Annotated in this window: 10 protein-coding genes; all 10 read left to right on the plus strand. The window is 42.1% G+C overall.

Annotation, left to right across the window (positions count from 1 at the left end; translation table 11 throughout):
• Positions 1-23 precede the first annotated feature (23 nt).
• The 10 genes from G5B30_RS04685 (at position 24) to G5B30_RS04730 (ending at position 18,889) form a co-directional block, all read left to right on the plus strand.
• Positions 24-1,499: a fasciclin domain-containing protein gene (locus tag G5B30_RS04685; protein WP_165318826.1), complete on the plus strand. Its 1,476-nt coding sequence runs from the start codon at positions 24-26 to the stop codon at positions 1,497-1,499.
• 8 nt (positions 1,500-1,507) lie between these two features.
• Complete coding sequence (locus G5B30_RS04690; protein WP_165318827.1) at positions 1,508-4,264, plus strand: SusC/RagA family TonB-linked outer membrane protein; 2,757 nt, start codon at positions 1,508-1,510, stop codon at positions 4,262-4,264.
• 16 nt (positions 4,265-4,280) lie between these two features.
• Complete coding sequence (locus tag G5B30_RS04695; RefSeq protein ID WP_165318828.1) at positions 4,281-5,825, plus strand: RagB/SusD family nutrient uptake outer membrane protein; 1,545 nt, start codon at positions 4,281-4,283, stop codon at positions 5,823-5,825.
• A 38-nt stretch (positions 5,826-5,863) separates the two neighbouring features.
• Positions 5,864-7,765 (plus strand): sialidase family protein, encoded by a 1,902-nt coding sequence (locus G5B30_RS04700; RefSeq protein ID WP_165318829.1) that lies wholly within the window; start codon positions 5,864-5,866, stop codon positions 7,763-7,765.
• A 21-nt stretch (positions 7,766-7,786) separates the two neighbouring features.
• On the plus strand, positions 7,787-9,727 hold the full coding sequence (locus tag G5B30_RS04705; RefSeq protein WP_165318830.1) for a glycoside hydrolase family 27 protein: 1,941 nt from the start codon (positions 7,787-7,789) through the stop codon (positions 9,725-9,727).
• A 6-nt stretch (positions 9,728-9,733) separates the two neighbouring features.
• The gene (locus G5B30_RS04710) at positions 9,734-11,158 is read left to right on the plus strand and encodes a sialate O-acetylesterase (protein WP_165318831.1); all 1,425 of its coding nucleotides are present in this window, start codon (positions 9,734-9,736) and stop codon (positions 11,156-11,158) included.
• Between the two features lie 9 nt (positions 11,159-11,167).
• Positions 11,168-14,005, plus strand: a complete 2,838-nt coding sequence (locus G5B30_RS04715; protein ID WP_165318832.1) for a glycosyl hydrolase — start codon at positions 11,168-11,170, stop codon at positions 14,003-14,005.
• A gap of 65 nt (positions 14,006-14,070) precedes the next feature.
• Positions 14,071-15,486 carry a phosphodiester glycosidase family protein gene (locus tag G5B30_RS04720; protein ID WP_165318833.1) on the plus strand — a complete coding sequence of 472 codons (1,416 nt, stop codon included), beginning with the start codon at positions 14,071-14,073 and terminating at the stop codon, positions 15,484-15,486.
• A gap of 204 nt (positions 15,487-15,690) precedes the next feature.
• Positions 15,691-17,187 (plus strand): sulfatase, encoded by a 1,497-nt coding sequence (locus tag G5B30_RS04725; RefSeq protein ID WP_240903100.1) that lies wholly within the window; start codon positions 15,691-15,693, stop codon positions 17,185-17,187.
• A 103-nt stretch (positions 17,188-17,290) separates the two neighbouring features.
• On the plus strand, positions 17,291-18,889 hold the full coding sequence (locus tag G5B30_RS04730) for a sialidase family protein (protein WP_165318834.1): 1,599 nt from the start codon (positions 17,291-17,293) through the stop codon (positions 18,887-18,889).
• Positions 18,890-18,905: the final 16 nt, after the last annotated feature.

The following is an 18,905-nucleotide window of genomic DNA, read 5'->3' on the forward strand; positions in this document are numbered from 1 at the left end:
AGGTTGTATTAGAACGCAATAAGATGAAACAGTATTTGCATTACTTTTTAAGTGGAAAAATAATAGCCGGCTGCATAGTGCCGCTCGCTTTTATTGTTTTATTCGTGATCACGGGTTGTGAAAGGAAATTCTCAGATGCGAGGTATGACGATACCGACGAACTTCAGATAATGGATTTTATTGACCAGGAAGCACAACTCAGCACTTTCAAGGAGCTGATCGATTATGTAAATAGGAGGAGTCTTTTAAAAACCGCCGGAGCTTACACACTATTTGCACCAACAAATGAGGCCTTTGAAAGGTTGTTTGCGAGACTTTCTACCAACGGTGATCAGGTCACCTCTATTACAGATAGATCTCCTGAATTTTGGTTGAACTATTTTTCGTATCACTTATTGGACCGAAAGATAAATACAAATGTATTTATTCCCGGCCCGCTTCCTGCACCCACCGTGTTGAATGATAAATATCTGATTGCTGATATCAGAGGTTCGTATAGTTCTATTAAATTAAACAATTTAGTAACCATTGTCCAATCTAATATTGAACTGACGAATGGTTATGTAAATATAACGGATGAAGTGCTTTCGCCACCTATAGAGAGTATTTATGATGTTCTGCATAAGACGGGAATGTATACGATTATGTTGGATATTTTTGAAGAGACCGGTCTGACTAGCTATCTAAAAGATAGTACGATTACGCTGATTATTGAGCGGGATGAAGTTTTGTTGAAAAATAATTTTGACAAAAACTCCATTCCAAACTTGGAGGATTGGGCGGGGTATCACGTTATTCCAGATTCCGGATATTTCTTAAATCAATTAGCCAATGATGGACGATTCTATCCATTGTATAAAAGAGAATCGTTGAGTTTTAGCGTGGATGATAGGGACAACTATTTCATGAACGAAATATTCCAGTTTGACCAGTCGTTAGAGCATGGTATTGATCGGGTTTGTTTTAACGGTATTTTTCACTCAATAGATACGGTTGTAGATATTGTAGAGGCGTTACCGTCGTTTATTCGGTATAATCTTTACCCTCCTGGGAGTCCTTACGGTGAACAGAATGTATTTACAGAGTCGCCGGCACGAATAGTGATGAATGATGGAACAAAAAGTTATCATCAAAATCAAGAAGGGAGGATCGTCGCGTTTGACGCTCAGCAGGTAGGCGATTCTTTCCACCTCACTATTCCTGAAGTACCGGCGGGGATGTATGACATCCGACTCGTACATCGTAATGGAACTCGTGGAAAGTTTATCACAATTTATGATGGGGAAATAATCAAAGCTGATATCGATCTGGCGGTGAGAGACGGTGTTTGGGAAGTATGGGATTATTATATAGTTAACAATTGCGGACGGATTGATGTTCAAGACCGGTCTGATGTGACGATAACCTTTGCGTTTACCGGGTTTGCTACAGGAAAGCTAGGTAATTATTGTTGCGATATTTTAATGGATGCAATTGAATTAATACCAGTAGTAAACTAAAAGGGTATATGAAAAAAAGATATAGAATCAAAGGTTTGTTCCTTGTTTTGAATAGTATTTGTATGTCGGTATTTGCGCAACAGAGTGAGTACTCTGCTGTAGATTCCGTTGTGAACGTGAATGTTAAAACTGCTGCCACGACGTTTAGCGAGCTCCTCGTTACAGAACCAGCAGTCCAGGTCATACAGTCGGGGACTGTGGGTAATACGTCGCAGTTAATGATTCGTGGTCTGAATACTATTAATATGAACGCATCTCCGTTTGTGTACGTAGATGGTATCCCTGTGAGATATAGCCGTTCGCTACCTTCCTTTTTATCTGTTTTTCAGCCATCGCGCTTTAATTTTATAAACCCTTATGACATCCGGGAAGTAAAAGTGATTAAAGGAGGAAAGGAACTTTCAGAAATTGGTGGAAGAGGGGCGAATGGGGCGATTTATATCGAAACTGATAGGGGTGAACTAGGGGGGACTAAAATTGATTTTTCCGCAAAGTTCGGTGTGGCAAACGGAAATTATGATATCGCACGAATGAACGCTAACCAATTTAAGAATTATATCGCTAGTTATATGCTGGAGACAGGGAGTACACAGGAGGAGGTTTACCATAACCCAATTTTCGATGCAAACTCCCCATTGTATAATCACGAGACAGACTGGTTGGATTTAATTACAAGGAATGCAAGGATATCTGATTATCATTTGAAACTGAAAGGTGGAGATGGTGAAACGCGTTATATGTTTAGTGTAGGTTATAGTGATCGAGAGGGGACTGTCAAAGGATCGGATATGAATCAAGCAAATCTACGTTTCAATATAGATTATAAAGTCTCTCCAACAGTTGAAATAACCAATCATCTTGCCTATACGTATGCAAAGGTAAATTATTTTGAACAAGGGTTTAATTACAGTATACATCCGTTGTTCAATGCTGTTGCCAAAGGTCCATTTATGAGCCCATTTTTATTCTCCGAATCGGGGGAGATATCTAATCGATTGGCCGATGTAGATGTTTTAGGGAAAAGTAACCCGATTTCATTGGTAGACAATATGTATAACAACAATGAGCATAATCGGGTGGATGGAAGTATCGTCGCAAGTTGGTTAATGCAGCCACAAACCTATTTGCGGTCATCGTTTGTGTTTAATTACATGAATCTCACGGAAAAGCAGTATCGTCCGGCATATGGAATAGTTCAGGACTTAAACAGAATTCGGCAAAATAGAAAGCGAAACTCCAGTGAGTCTACCATTTTGTGGAATACGTGGTTGGAGACAAATGGTGCGCTAGGGAAAATAAATCGGTATTCTGGAAAAGTGGGGTTATCTGTTGAATCATACGAAGAGAAAGCTGTGTTTGCGCGCAAGATTAATGCGGGTACGGACGATTATGAGACGTTGGAGCAAGGAACATTGGATTCAGCTTCTAACTCGAGGTATAGATCCCGATTGGCTACATTCTATATGCGTGGAAATCTGGATCTCCTAAATAAAATAAACATTGGTGCGAATCTGAATATCGAAGGTGCGTCGGGCTTTGGTGGGAAAGGAACGTGGGAGATTTACCCAGGAATAAACACTGAAATAGACTTATTCGATCGGAGCAGAGATAATCAATTGGCGCTTTATGCCGACTGGGGTAGGACGGGGAATAATGATCTACGTGGATATTATCACTACAATCTTTATTCTGCCGCTAACTACTACGGCTATGGTGGTGCGTATTTACAAAACATTGCAAATGAATCGATCAGACCTGAGATTACAGATGTTTATGATGCAGGTCTTACACTGGGCTTGTTGGAGAGAAGGCTTGAACTTGGTGCAGGCTATTACTATAAACTAACATCTAATCTTATCACGCAACGGACCTTGCCTATAGAATTGGGGCTCGACCCACAGTTTGAAAATAATGGAAAAGTGTTGTCACAAGGGATTGAGATGAATTTAAATGCGAAGCTGATTAATCGGGAAGCCTTATCTTGGTCGCTTTACGGTAGTTTTTCTACGTTGAAAAATAAAATAACCTCGCTTAGAAATGGTGACATTGTTAGATCCCTAGGGGGAGTAACCACGTTATCTCGCGTGGATGAGCCAGTAGGTGCCTTTTATGGCTATAGGGTGCTTGGTGTATTTGCTTCTGAGGCAGAGGTAAACCTCCAAAAGTCGGATGGGAGTAACTTCAAGGCGGGAGACTATATTATTGAAGATGTAAACAAGGATTCTAAGATTAATGATCTCGATCGTCAGGTACTTGGTTCGCCTCTCCCGGATATGTTTGGAAACTTTGGAACCTTCCTGACCTACAAGAATATATCGTTGAATGCGGCATTTACGTATTCGGTAGGAAACGATATATATAATCGTTTCGATCAGCGTATGCATTTAATGGCTGATTATTCTAACCAATCTCCTGACGTTGCGGGTCGTTATATTTCGGAGGCAAACCCAGGAACTGGCTTAAGTCGAGCGGCATTAGATGATCCTTCATCAAATGGAACAACATCCGACTTATGGATTGAAGATGGCAGCTATCTGCGGCTCAAGAATATATCGGTCAGTTACGATATTCCTCTTCCTTCTAAAATGGCTTTCTTCAGGGGGCTTAATATATATGTAACGGCAGAAAATCTGATGACTTTTACGAAGTATAGTGGTTTAGACCCCGAGGTTGTAACAACACCGAATCCCATGTTTCGTGGAATTGATTTTGGAGCCTCACCACTTTCTCGATCATATATAGTTGGATTGAAGATGTCGTTGTAGTTAAATTTTGAAAAAAATGAAGATGAAATCAGTAAAATTAATAATCGCCACCGTATTGCTGAGCACTTGTATCATGTCGTGCTCGGATTTTTTCGAGATTATTCCAGACAGTTCAATTCAGGAGGATGATTTTTATAAGACGGAGGCAGATTTAAATGCATCGGCAATCGGGATGTACGAATCTCTTGCAAAAGAAGTTCATAAGTTTTTATTGTGGGGGGATGCCCGAGCGGATTTGGTGACAGCGGGCCAGGCCGAACCTGATCCTTATATCAACGAATTTGTCGTTAATAATGTCAGTACCAATAACCCTTATACGAGCTATGCCGGTATATACAGCACTATTGCACGGTGTAACCGTCAGATGGAGAAGGTATATGACGTTCATAAATTGGATAAGAATCTGACGGATAGGGACGCAGGAGCATTTTACGCTGAAGCCTTATTGTTGCGTGCTATTTGCTATTATCAATTGGTGCGGACTTTTGATGAGTTTCCCCTCATTACTTCAGACTATGCGGAGAATATACGTTATGTCAGTGCAGCAGGTGATACAATTTCTAAACCTACATTAAGCTTAACTCCGCAGCAAATTGAAAGTATATTCAGGATGCCGGCAAATAAGCAGGAAGTATGGACGCTTATATTCAAGGATGCGCAGACTGCATTGGGTTTGCTTCCGATCAATTACCGATGGAATGGCGGTTCTTCGCTCAGTGCGAAAGAAAGATATGGAAGAGTGTCTCAAGTCCTCGCTGCTTTGTTTGCTGCAGAAGTTGCTTTATGGTTGGGGGATTACCAAAGCGCATCGTCCTTTTGTGACCTTCCCATAAGAAATACAGGTTACTCGCTGGGGGTGTCCGGTACCTGGATAAATCAATTTACGAGTTCCAGTGCTTCGGATCACTCGATGTTTTTGTTGGGGTACGAGTATGATAGAGGATTTGAAACAAACAGGTTGCAGGAATTTACCTCGTCGGTGCGAGGCGACGGCGGTAAATATTATTTAAAACCGGTCGCACAAATAGTAGATGACTTATATAAAGATGATTATTCGGATGCTGATGCTGATATAAGGGAACAGTTCAGCTATAAAGTACTGGATGGTGATACAGTCATTTGGAAATACATCGGACTGGATAATGTTTCCTCTAGGCGGCCGCCTTATCAAAGCGATGCGAGTTGGCATATCCTGCGCAGTGCAGATGCTTATTTGATAAAAGCGCTGGCAGATTTGAGATTAAATAATTACTCGTCAGCTTTTAACTTTCTTAATCGGGTAAGGGAGGCCCGGGGCTTGGTAGAGTTGGATAATTTAACGTTTCCTTATACTGATAAAGAATTGATGGAGGACATGATTTTTGCAGAACGTGCGCGCGAGTTTGCATTCGAAGGAAGACGTTGGTATGATTTGATGCTGCGATCACAAATGAATGGAAGAAATATGCTTGCAGATGTGGTTGCAAAAAAATACCCCTTGTCGGAAAGAGCGGCTATAAAAGCGCGGTTAGAAAATCAGGACAATTGGTACGTTCCGATTGATCCAAAGTTGTGGCGATAACTTCGACATTGTTTAGAATATACTTATTTAATATTAATATGAAAACGAATAACAATAAACACTGCATCCTTTTTATCGGAATACTGACTTTCCTATTCACGGGTTGTTATCGGGAAGAGCACTTTGACTTTCCGGGGCCTTTTCCGGAAGAGCAGCGCGTTCCTGAAACACTTCCGTTTCCATTTGATGTAAATAAACAAGCGGGTGAATGGCTAATCAAGGACGGGGTGCCTGATGACAGTAAGGTGTTAATTAAGGGATATACCGACTATGTACCCAAAGGTGATACGCTTTCTTGGATGAGGAAGCCCGGTGTATTGGAAGAAATCCCCCATTATAATTTTTATCCTTTATCGAATGCAGACCATTTCAACGGCGATAACACAGCCTATCAGAAGAGCCGGATATTTTCAAAATATTTTATGCCGATGGGGCCGGGTAAAACCTTTTACCTATATACCAAGATCACGTTGGGTACATTAAATGCAACTGCTGCGGGTATTCCTTTAGGCCTACATACGGAAACTGGAAACGAGCTCATTTGGGGGCTTGACGGTGGGAACGCGGGACAACCTACATTTTTTGTCAATTATTACGGTACGGTTGTGAATGTGAACCCCAATGATGGCTGGCCTACAATAAATGAGGTACTGAGTCCCGGAGTTCCGGCCGAATTAGAAGTTGTGATTGCGGAAGGGATATTTTATTTGAAAGTTAATAATATATTGGTATTCCGATTTAACCTTCTGCCAGGCGAACTATATTATTATACACCGCACATTCGCCCCCACCGTAATTTTATTAAAGTATACGATTTATACATCGAAAGCAACGATATGTATAAGCTAAATTATGCCATGCATGAGTATGAACAGGGGTATGCGAAGATTCAGGCGCCTGCGTTGGCAAAAGCTCAAAACGGAGACTTGTTGCTTTTTGCTGAAGGACGAAAAGATCCTATATCTGCATACGAGCGAGTTGCTCAAAACCTTCAACCTGTTGGCAATACCGATATCGTTATGAAGCGCTCATCGGATGGAGGCACTACCTGGAGTGACCAGCTACTCGTATTGGCGGGAGATAATAGTAGTTCAACCTATTGCTTTCCTCAGGTGGTAAGTCTAAGAAGCGGCAAGATTATATTGCATTACACTAAAATTGATGGTGCATTTGACGCTACAAACACCTATGTTTATAATGGAGAATCCCAACAGGTGTTTCAGATCGAGTCAACAGACAACGGCCAAACCTGGAGTGCTCCTGTAGATATCTCTACCCAGCTGAAAACGGCTGGTACATATATACAAGATGGCTCGGGTTCGGGAATAGAGTTAAAGTCGACAACGTATAATAACCGACTAATCATGCCACTTTCATATGCCAACAATACAATGAAGGTAGCTTATTCCGATGACGGCGGCCAAACTTGGAATCTTAGCAGCCAAGTGGGGACCACAAACCTGAGGTATCCTACTGTTGTTGAGCTGACAGACGGGCGGTTAATGCTGATCGCAGGTCACTTAAATGCTACTCCTAGAAATAGAAGAGCTTATTACAGTACTACCGGCGGCCAAACTTGGGGTGGTATAACCAATCTTACTACCACAGCTCAATCAGGACAATTTGGACATCAATATGCTGGAATTGCAGTGAACGGTAACGATGGAGAAATCTTGTTGGTAACGCCAACAGACAGAGAGACAGATCCTGATACGAAGAATACTGTTCCTTATCCAACTAATCCGGTTATTTACAAAAGCACGGATAATGGTGCTACTTTCACTTCCTTAGGACTATTGCATACTAAAACGACTTACTTTGGTTATCAATTGCCGTACGGCTTTATGGATGCGGTGGTATTAGACGATGGTACTGTAGTTATTGCGGGAGAAGGGGGCGCAGAAAGTCCAACGGAAGGAATAGTGATTTATAAGAAATAAAAGAGCATTCGTTAAAATAATATGATAAATAAGATTGTAGTGCTCTTAATGCTTTTGGCGAGTATTGGCTTGGCTTTTACGAGTGATTCACATCCAGAACGAATCTCCGAAAGCTGGTTCGAGGAGATGTTTCATGTCAACAGCAGGACAGATAGTGTGAGTTGGGTGAGATCTAAGCGTGCAGAGGCATGGTATGCACTGCGTGATCGTTATAATGATGCCGAATCTTTAATGGAAATGAGCTGGGAAGAGCGGGATAAGATATGGCATATAGCATTGCGGGAAACTTCGGACAAATACAGTGTTTTAGCGAGGAGATACTGGCAGGCATACTTAGTTTCTTGCAATGAACGGGGAATTAAGCCACTAAAGTTTGATACAGTTTTAACTAGCCTAAAAGAAGTGCAGGAAGTAAGACAGATTTATTTGGCCTCTCGGAGAGCTGAATATGTCATCCTGACCCCTAAACCGCCGAAAGAGCCTGAAATAAATAGTGTGGGTGTATACGGGGTGCGGCCTGGAAGTGAAATCATATACAGAGTTGCCGCTACAGGAGAGCGGCCTATGAAATATATTGTGTCGGATCTGCCGGACGGTTGTACATTTGATGCGAAGCTGGGGGTGATAAGAGGTGCTATCGATAAGGAAGGGGAGTATGACCTCGTTTTAACTGCCCAGAACAAATACGGAAGATCTGAGAAGCGCGTAACCATAAGGGTGGGGCCGGATATTGCGCTTACACCACCAATGGGTTGGAACAGCTGGAATTCTTTCGCTTGTAATGTGACGGCTGCCGATATAAAAAATACTGCAGATCAATTTATAAAAACAGGACTTGCGGACTACGGCTGGACTTACATTAATATAGACGATTGTTGGATGAAGGTGCCAGACGTGGAGAATATGGGGCCACAGGAGAGGACTTTATTAGAACCGTATTATAAAGCAAATATAGATTTCCGGATTCGAACGAAGAAAGTTCGATTTAATGAACATGAACTTATCGGAGAAACCCGGGACGTCGATGGAAGTATTTTGTCAAATAAGGATTTCCCGGATATGAAATCGCTAACGGACTACCTGCATAAATATGGATTCAAGGCTGGATTATATACTTCTCCTGGTCCGCTGACTTGCCAGCGTTACCAAGGTAGCTATAAGCACGAGATTGCAGACGCAAAACAATTTGCAAAATGGGGTTTCGACTATCTGAAGTATGACTGGTGTGGATATCGTTCAATTGTTTCTAAGCCTAATCTAGAAGAAGTGCAATATCCATACCGATTAATGGGGCAGGCATTAAACGATATTGGTAGGGACATTGTTTATAGTCTTTGTCAATATGGAATGAAGGACGTGTGGAAATGGGGAGCTTCCGTTGGAGGGAACGTATGGCGTACTACGGGCGATATCCGTGACAATTGGGAGAATATGTCACGAATAGGCTTTAACCAAGCCGGTTTAGAATCTTATGCGGGACCTGGACGTTGGAATGATCCGGATATGTTGGTAGTGGGTTATGTGGGATGGAGTAAAAATTTGCGGCCTACGTATCTTTCACCCAACGAACAATATACACATATCTCCTTATGGAGTTTGTTGGCAGCTCCCTTATTAATAGGCTGCGATCTGACGCGGTTGGACGATTTTACATACGGATTGCTTTCTAATCCTGAAGTTATTGCAGTAAATCAAGATATTCTTGGTAAACAAGCTTCGAGAATAATTAATAAAAAAAATATTCAGGTATGGGCTAAACCGTTATCAGACGGTTCTATAGCGGTTGGTGTGTTCAATCTGGGAGAAAACCCTATGGACTATGAGCTGTCACTATCTTCATTACAACTGTCGGGAAAACACACATTGCGTGACCTCTGGAAGCAAGAAGATGTGGGAAATATCGAGACATCGTTTTCTGTAAGGATAAACAGGCATGGGGTGAAATTATTCAAAATAAAATAATACAATATGTTAATACTAAAAAAATATCTGCTTTTATTACTTGTAAATCTGATTATCTCTAATGCATTCGCTAAGATATCACTGCCGTCCATATTCAGTGACAATATGGTGTTGCAACAGAATTCAACTGTTTCAATATGGGGTAAAGCGAAAGTGAATGTTAAGGTTACTGTACGCACTTCCTGGAATAACCAGAACTATACAACAATGTCTGATTCTAATGGATCATGGAAGTTATCTGTCGTATCGACAAAGGCTGGAGGGCCTTATCAAGTTAAAATTAGTGATGGAGAAGAAATTACGTTGAATAATGTGCTGTTAGGCGAGGTATGGGTATGTTCCGGGCAGTCTAATATGGAGATGCCGGTTAAAGGATTTCGTAACCAACCAACACTTAACGCTGCGGACATTTTGTTAGATGCGGATAATTCTCACATACGTCTCATAAAATATGACAAAGAACTTTCAAGAACCCTACGATATGATGGAAAGTCAACTTCATGGCAAGTTTCTGACGCGCAAAGCGCAAGAGAATTCAGTGCTGTAGGTTACCAGTTTGCACAAGAACTTCAGCGTAAGTTAAAAGTTCCAATAGGAATGATTATGTCGACTTGGGGTGGTACAAAAGTTGAAGCATGGATGCCGGAAAATGCGCTTAGATCGTTCTCTGGAGTTAAAGTCTCGAACCCTGCCGACACAGCAAAAATTACTAAAAATGATCCATCTGTCCTATACAATGCTATGATAAATCCATTTCTTGGTTATGGAATTCAGGGAGTTCTCTGGTATCAGGGAGAGGCAAATCGTTCCAATTATGAACAGTATGACGAGTTGATGGAGACGATGGTTAAAAGTTGGCGGAAAGCGTGGAACATCGGGGAATGGCCTTTTTATTATGTTCAAATTGCTCCATTTAAATACGATGGCACCCATGAATCAGCATTTCTAAGAGAAGCCCAATCAAATGCAAGTACCCAAATTTCGAATGCAGGGATGGTCGTGAGTATGGATGTTGGCGCCAAGAATTATATTCATCCGCCCGATAAGACCGTGATAAGTAAGCGGCTGCTGTATTGGGCGTTGGCGAATGTATATGGGATGAAAGGCTTGGCGTTTGCAAGTCCGGCATACAAATCTCATAAAATAGACAACGATCGTGTAACCATTTTTTTCTCTCATGCTGAGAACGGACTCACCTCTTTCGGAAAGAGCCTGAAAGCATTTGAAATTGCAGGAGAGGACAAAGTATTCCACCCGGCGGAAGCCAAAATCACCGCGAAAGGGGTTGTTGTCCATAGCAAAGATGTGAAAAATCCCATCGCGGTACGCTATGCATTCAAAGACTGGGTTGTAGGAGATTTGTTTAATACTGAGGGATTACCTGCTTCTTCATTTAGGACAGACCATTGGTCGTTTAAGGGACGGGATTAGATATTGGAAATGAAGATATCAAGAAGAAATTTTGTCAGAATAGGAGCCTTAACTCCCTTGGTATACAGTCTTCCGATTTCAACAAAGAGACTGAATGCCGCTGAAAATTCAATATCTGTTCTATATAGAAAATTTCAGAATCCGCCTGCCGAAGCAAGACCTTTTGTCCGCTGGTGGTGGAATGGCGGAAGAGTTGTGAAAAAGGAATTGATACGCGAATTGGATGTCCTTAAAACAATGGGTATTTCCGGGGTCGAAATCAATACTATAGCATTTCCGAAATGGAATAATCCGACGGATTATCCGGCGCTTCATTGGCTGACAGAAGAGTGGATGGGGGCGCTAAAGACCACGCTGAACGCAGCTAAAGACCGGGAAATAGCCTGTGATGTTATAGTAGGGTCAGGCTGGCCTTTCGGCGGTGAATTCTTAGAAAAGGATGAGCAATTACAGCTAGTAGCTGTCGGAACGAAGAAATTGGAAGGACCACAACAGGTTATCATAGCAAAAGAAGAGCTATTGGCCGAAACCGCTTTTCTATTAAAGCGAAAGAGTGGCACGATGGAACTTTTCGAGTTAAGGCTTTCTGCAGCACATCTCGATACTTTTAGCCCTGGAGTCGATCTCAACGCACAAATAAAAAGCGAAGCGATCATTATTGATGTACCGGCAGGTGATCATATATTATACACAGTTGTAAAACTAACGGGCTATTCATCTGTACAATACGGTGCCCCCGGAGCTTCTGGGCCCGTTTTAAATCATTATAATAAAGCCGCTGTCCAGCGCTATCTGGATAGAATGTCTGATGCAATTACAACCAGTATTGGCCCTATGGGCGATCACTTCAGATCGATATTTGTGGATAGTATGGAGTTACGTGGCTCGAACTGGTGTGATGATATGGCTGAACAGTTCTTGCAGCGAAGAGGGTATTCACTCGAGCCCTACCTACCTTTTATCCTTTTCAAATTAAGTCAAAGGAATACGCATACAGGCACCCAATCCCTGGAAAGTGCTCTTGCTTTATCGCCTCAGGCGCAAGAGGAAATAAACCGTGTTCGGTATGATTTCGAAACGACGCGCCTGGAGCTTTTCCATGAACGTTTTTTTCTGACCTTTCTGGAATGGTGTAAACAGCATAACGTGAAGTCCCGTGTGCAAGCGTACGGACGGGAATATTACCCGTTAGAATCGGCTATGCTTGTCGATATACCTGATTGCGAAACCTGGATTCGTCGTGATGTGGGGGCTGACCTGCCAGAAGGTACTTTTAAAACTGGCAGAGCATATCGGCCCGTAAATAAGTTTGTTTCTTCCGCAGCAAGGCTGACCGGAAAACGTGTCGTAAGTTGTGAAGAGGTTACCAATACGGACCTTGTTTTCAATGAAACGCTGGAAAAAATAAAAATCGTTGGGGATCAAAGTATTCTCTCGGGGGTGACCCATTCCATTTTACACGGATTTAATTATAGTCCACCCGAAGTTTCCTTTCCGGGTTGGATACGTTATGGAACGTACTTTAGTGAAAGGAATACTTGGTGGCCATATCTGAAAAACTGGATAGATTATAAAGCAAGATTATCCGCCGTTTTTCAAGCATCCGATATGCAATCGGATATAGCCATTATGTTCCCATTTGCAGACATGTGGTCGGACGTTGGTCTCCAATACCAACAGGTCCCCCAGATAGTATATCCTGCATACGCGAACAATATATGGGAGGCTATTCATCAAAATGGGAACGGATGTGATTATATCAGCGAAAATATTCTAAAAAAATGTAGCTTTTCGGCTGGAAGACTTCATTACAATGGAAGAGATTATAAAACGCTTCTGATGGCGGAGTTGGAATCGATCGATCCCGAAACGCCAGAGCTACTGAGAAAATTTGCGGCTGTAGGTGGCCAGGTGATTTTTATCGGAAAAGAACCTTCGAAGACGTTCGGACGAGCGGGTGCCCAAGCAAATGATCAAAAGGTGTACAGGGAAATTCGAACTTTAAAGAATGACTTCCCACATAATGTAACCTATTACGCAGCACCACAAGGGAAGATTATCGACTGGTACGCGCAACTCCAATCTACCTATAAACTTACGCCATTCGTTCGCTTTGACCGTCCTGTAGGTCACGTCAGTCAAGTATATTATAAAACCGATCAGGCCGACATTTTCTTTATCTGTAACTATCACCAGGAAAAAGGGCATCAATTTACCGCGACCTTTAATGTCGGCAACAAAACAGCATGGCTTTGGAATCCGGAGACGGGTGAAAAATACCGTTATCCGTACAGCGACGAAAAGAATATCCTCGAAATCAGTCTGGGGCCGGCGCAATCTATTTTAATTGTTTTTTGCCCAGATGCAGAGGGCGAAGAGTATCCTATCCAGAGAAAAACGGGGAACCGTCCATATGAAATCGATGGACCTTGGCGCGTAACGCTGACAAATGTGAATCAGGATTCCAAGGAAACAACGTTCAGACAGCTAGTCGATTTAAAGGAAGATCCGGACCTGCGGTCGTTCGGGGGAATTATTTTTTATGAGAAGCAAATCCAGATAGATAGCCCGGGAAAGTATGCAATGCTCGACCTAGGAAAAGTATATGGTATATCTGAGGTGGAAATGAACGGACGTCCGATCGGATTCAGGTGGTATGGTAGGCACCAATACGATATCAGAAAGGCCTTGAAATATGGCGAAAATACGATGAAAATAAAGGTTACAACAACTTTGGGGAACTATGTTAAATCCTTGACAGCTAATGCTGCAGCCCAACAATGGACGCACACTAAGGCACAATCATGGCATTCTTCTGGACTTGTGGGGCCAGTGACTTTGATGTGAGCCTAACTATGAATTACAATAACGTAAACAAAAACAATCATATGCTAAAACTAATTATAAATGTTATGCGCAAAAACTTAGATTATTTTCGTGTTATACTGGCTTTTGTAGCGGTATCTCTTGTAATAAGCTCTTGTGATAGCGGGAGTGTCGACGATTCGGATGTTTTACCGCCGCCGGCAACTGTTGTAGCTCCGGCCATAACATCGCTATCCCCCGATTCCGGATCTGACGGTACTGAGATCATTATTACGGGAAAAAATTTCGGTAGCAGCAAAGAAGATGTCAAGGTTATCTTTGGCTTAAGGGACGCTGAAATATTGGAGTGGTCAGAAGCTGAACTCAAAGTAGAGGCACCCGCCGGCTTTAACGACGTCGCACTGAATGTGGTTGTGTCTGTCAATGGGACACGTTCCAATATAAAAACATTTACTTATAATGATACGGCACCACCGGTGATAACCTCATTGACTAATACTTGTTTTTCCGGTTCGACAGTTGTCATCAAGGGTACGGATTTTAGTCGGAATATCGAAGATAATATAGTAAGGTTTGGAACGGCCGAGGCTACAGTGCAGGAGGCTACCAAGACATCGTTAACGGTTATCGCTCCAACTCTAGGGGATATAACTTCAGCAGAGGTTACGGTATCAAAATATGGTATTGTCTCAAATGCCAAGACGACTACTGTAGATGTTGACCAAAATAAAATCGCAACATTCGATTGGACTACCCATACGGTAAAGCCAGGTGTGATATACAAAACCGCGGAACTCAACGTGTTCGGCGCGACCTTGCGAAGGATATATATATTGGACATCACTCTTAATGAGTCCAATACGTTAGGGATAGGTTTCTCACCAACCGAGATCAATACGGTGACGATGTGTAATACCTACAACGCGTTCGCTGGTGTGAATGCCGGTTATTTCCCATATGGCAGTTCCACCAACAAAGACCCTTATATTAGGATTAATGGTACTACGGTTCAAAGCGGACACTTGGACGTCAGCCAACTCTATACAAATTCAGCACTTCTCATACATAACAATGTGGCTACGGTTAGGAAATTTACAGAAAGTGGTAGAAACCTGAATTTGGTAGCCGCTGCAATTCCAGTTAACAATGCACAAAATATCATTGTGTGTGGCCCCATGTTAATTACGTCCGGTGTGATAGAGACTTTGGATATGTCGACAAGTCATAACAGCTCGACAACTGCACGGACCGGATTGGGGGTGTCCGCAGATGGTAAACGTGTTTTTATGGTCGTGGTCGATACAGGCGGTGGCGTGACAGGTGTGAGTACCCCCCAGTTGGCCAAGATTTTGCAGGCTTTAGGTGCCGTTGACGCGATGAACTTCGACGGCGGTGGTTCATCAACCATGTTTGTCAAGAATCAGGGAGATAACGGTCGTGTTAACTATCCTACTGGAGGTACCTGGCAGAGACCTGTCAGGAGCGTGATTTACGTGAAGTAATTCATCTATATACAATTTTTAAGAAAACCGCCCGATAATGAGGAAGCACATCAGTAGGAGGTGACTAAATTAAATGAAATTTAATTTGTATTAATTAAAATAACTAAGCATATTTGTTATGTAGTACATAACTACTAATGAAAGCTTTCTAAAACATTTCTAAAAAGAGGATTCATCTGATTAATATTTATATAACAGCTTTGTATGAGAAGTCACAAATATATTGAACTCAAATCTGCTGCGAATAAGCGCATTGCCTCAGTAGTTTCTATAATATTATTAACCCTCGGCAGTTGTACGGTAATGGAGTTGCATAGTCAGATGCGACCCAACGTGCTCTTTATCGCGGTCGACGATTTGAGACCACAATTGGGATGCTATGGGGATAAAGTTGTTCAAAGTCCAAATATTGATAGATTGGCAAAATTAGGTGTTTTATTTAACCGGGCTTATTGTCAACAAGCGGTATGTTCTCCTTCACGGACTTCTCTAATGACTGGGAGGAGACCGAATACAACAAAAGTTTGGGACTTAAAGACACATTTTCGCACCACGATTCCAGATGTCATTACCTTACCACAATATTTTAAAAATAATGGCTATCATACACAAAGTATAGGTAAAATATATCACGATCCGCGATCAGCTCAGGATTCCCTCTCATGGTCGGCTCCAGAAATACTGGTAGTTACCGCAAAGAAAGGTAAATACGTGCTCCCCGATAATCTGCTGACAAAATCGAGTAAAGCAGCGTCCTCCGAGATTGCTGACGTACCCGATAATGCCTATATTGATGGGAAGGTAGCAGATCAGGCAGTAGCAACTCTAGGAAAGATTAAGGATAAGCCGTTCTTTTTGGCCGTAGGATTTCGTCGCCCGCATTTACCATTTAGTGCGCCAAAAAAATACTGGGACATATACGATCGTGATAAGATCACTTTACCTGCTGAACGAGAGTTCCCAACAAACGTACCGTCTTATGCTGGACATAACAGTCAGGAACTTCGTGGTTATACTGATATAGGCAAAAATGTAATCACAGACGAAAAGGTGAAGGAATTATTACATGGTTATTATGCTGCAATTAGTTATACCGATGCACAAATCGGCAAAGTGCTGGACGAGCTGGATCGATTAAATTTAACAGGAAACACCATTGTTGTGTTGTGGAGTGATCATGGCTTTCATCTTGGAGAAAAGGGGTTATGGGCAAAATCAACCAATTATGAGCTCGACACGAGAGTGCCTCTAATCGTTGCTGCCCCCGGGAAAAAGCAAGGTATAATGTCTAACGCACTGGTCGAACTGGTGGATTTATATCCTACGTTAGCGGATTTAGCGGGTTTCCAAATTCCAGATAACTTGGAAGGCGTTAGTTTCATGCCGCTGCTCACTCAACCCGATATGCCATGGAAAAGTGCTGCATTTAGCCAGTTTCCTAGACCTTGGATGTATAAAGGAAATCCGAATTTAATGGGCTATGCGATGAGAACCGAACGTTATCGTTACGTAGAGTGGCGTGATTTTAAGACTGCTGAGGTGAGAGCAGTAGAGTTATATGACCATCGGCTTGACCCATTGGAGTTGAATAACGTAGCGGAGTTGCCTGCAAACGCAGTAAAGATTAAAGAACTAAAACAGAAACTCCACGAAGGGTGGATTAAAGCAAAGCCAATAGCAAATGTTCCTAAACGCTTATAAGGTTTAGAATATACAGGATAACGCTTATTTTTATTTATGCCATAATCTATTTAAAATTTCGATGAAAAAGTCAAGATTATTAATTGTTTTCCTTTTTTTGTCAATGTGGACATTCATAAGTACTGCACAAATCAACGTGACGCTAAAAAATTACGCTCTTCCTGTATTAGCTGACCAAGAAGTCAATGTAGTAAAAAGATTTCAAATTGAGAGTGACGCTTCCGCCCTATCGAAGGGCGAGATTGTGCTGCGATTGGACGGACGGGCTGCCGAGGTTGTTGAAGAGATAGGTCTGTGGTATATCGAAGGCGACTCGACGTTGCTTAAGCAAAAAAATGTACGGAAATATACCCCGATAAAAAAAGTAAAGGCCCAATCGGGCAGAAATAAGATTTCTTTTCAGACTAAACTCGGAAAAGGTTCAAATTTTTTATGGTTGACTGTTAAAGTAAGGCCTGTCAAAAATATTGAGGTTCCTTTTTCAATAAACTGGGACGAGTTTTCAATCGGGGGGCAAAAAGCGACGAATGGGTTAATTGGAGCTATGTCTACACATAGACTGGCGGTAGCTTTACGTAGACATAAGCAAGGAAATGTACATACCAGCCGTATTCCGGGAATTATAACCGCGAAAGACGGATCACTGATATCGGTATATGATGCCCGCTACGAATCGGGTAGGGATCTACAAGGACATATGGACATTGGGGTCTCGCGAAGCCTGGATAAAGGACTTACGTGGTTGCCGATAGAAGTTGCTGTTGATATGGGTAAATATGGTGGATTATCGCAGAAATTTAATGGAGTTTCCGACCCTAATATTTTGTTGGACGAAAGGACGGGTAATATTTATATCGCTGGATTATGGATGCACGGCGTGATAGATGAGAAGGGTGTTTGGTATCCGGGGGTAAAAAATGGGAAAGAAATATGGAACCACCAATGGAGAAATAGGGGCTCTCAGCCGGGCTTTGGTATCAAACAAACATCTCAATTCCTGATGGTCAAAAGCACGGATAATGGAAAGACATGGTCTGAACCGGTCAACTTGACGGAAATATGCAAAAAAGAAGAGTGGTGGCTGTGGGCACCTGCTCCGGGGGCTGGCCTGACATTACGGGATGGAACATTGGTGATGCCTACACAAGGAAGAGATAAAAATGGAAAAGCATTTTCTAATATCACATACAGTAAAGATGGTGGCGAAACTTGGGTGACGTCCAACCCAGCATTACCATTGTCGACAACCGAGTGTATGGCGGTAGAACTGGAAGAGGGGCGTATTATGTTGAATATGAGATCTAATCATAATAAAGCACATAAAGGGGAGGATAACGGAAGGGCTATTGCGATTACGACAGATTTAGGACAAACATGGGAAGAACATCCTACTTCACGTAGCGCATTGATCGAGCCTACTTGCATGGCGAGTATACATAAACATCATTACCACGAAAATGGTAACGAGAAATCTATCATCGTATTTTGCAATCCAGATTCCAAATATGAGCGTGTCAACATCACCCTAAAGGTCAGTAAGGATAATGCGGAGACTTGGGAACGCAAAGTGCTTTTGGATGAGGCCAAAGGTAGAGGATACTCTTGTATGACATCAATAGATGATGATACGATAGGCGTGTTGTATGAAAGTAGCCAGGCAGATCTGGTGTTTCAACGTATTGCATTAAAAGATTTGTTATAAGACTATAAATATAAAG

Origin of the sequence: Sphingobacterium sp. SGG-5 (assembly GCF_011043525.1) — a bacterium.
GTDB lineage: Bacteria > Bacteroidota > Bacteroidia > Sphingobacteriales > Sphingobacteriaceae > Sphingobacterium.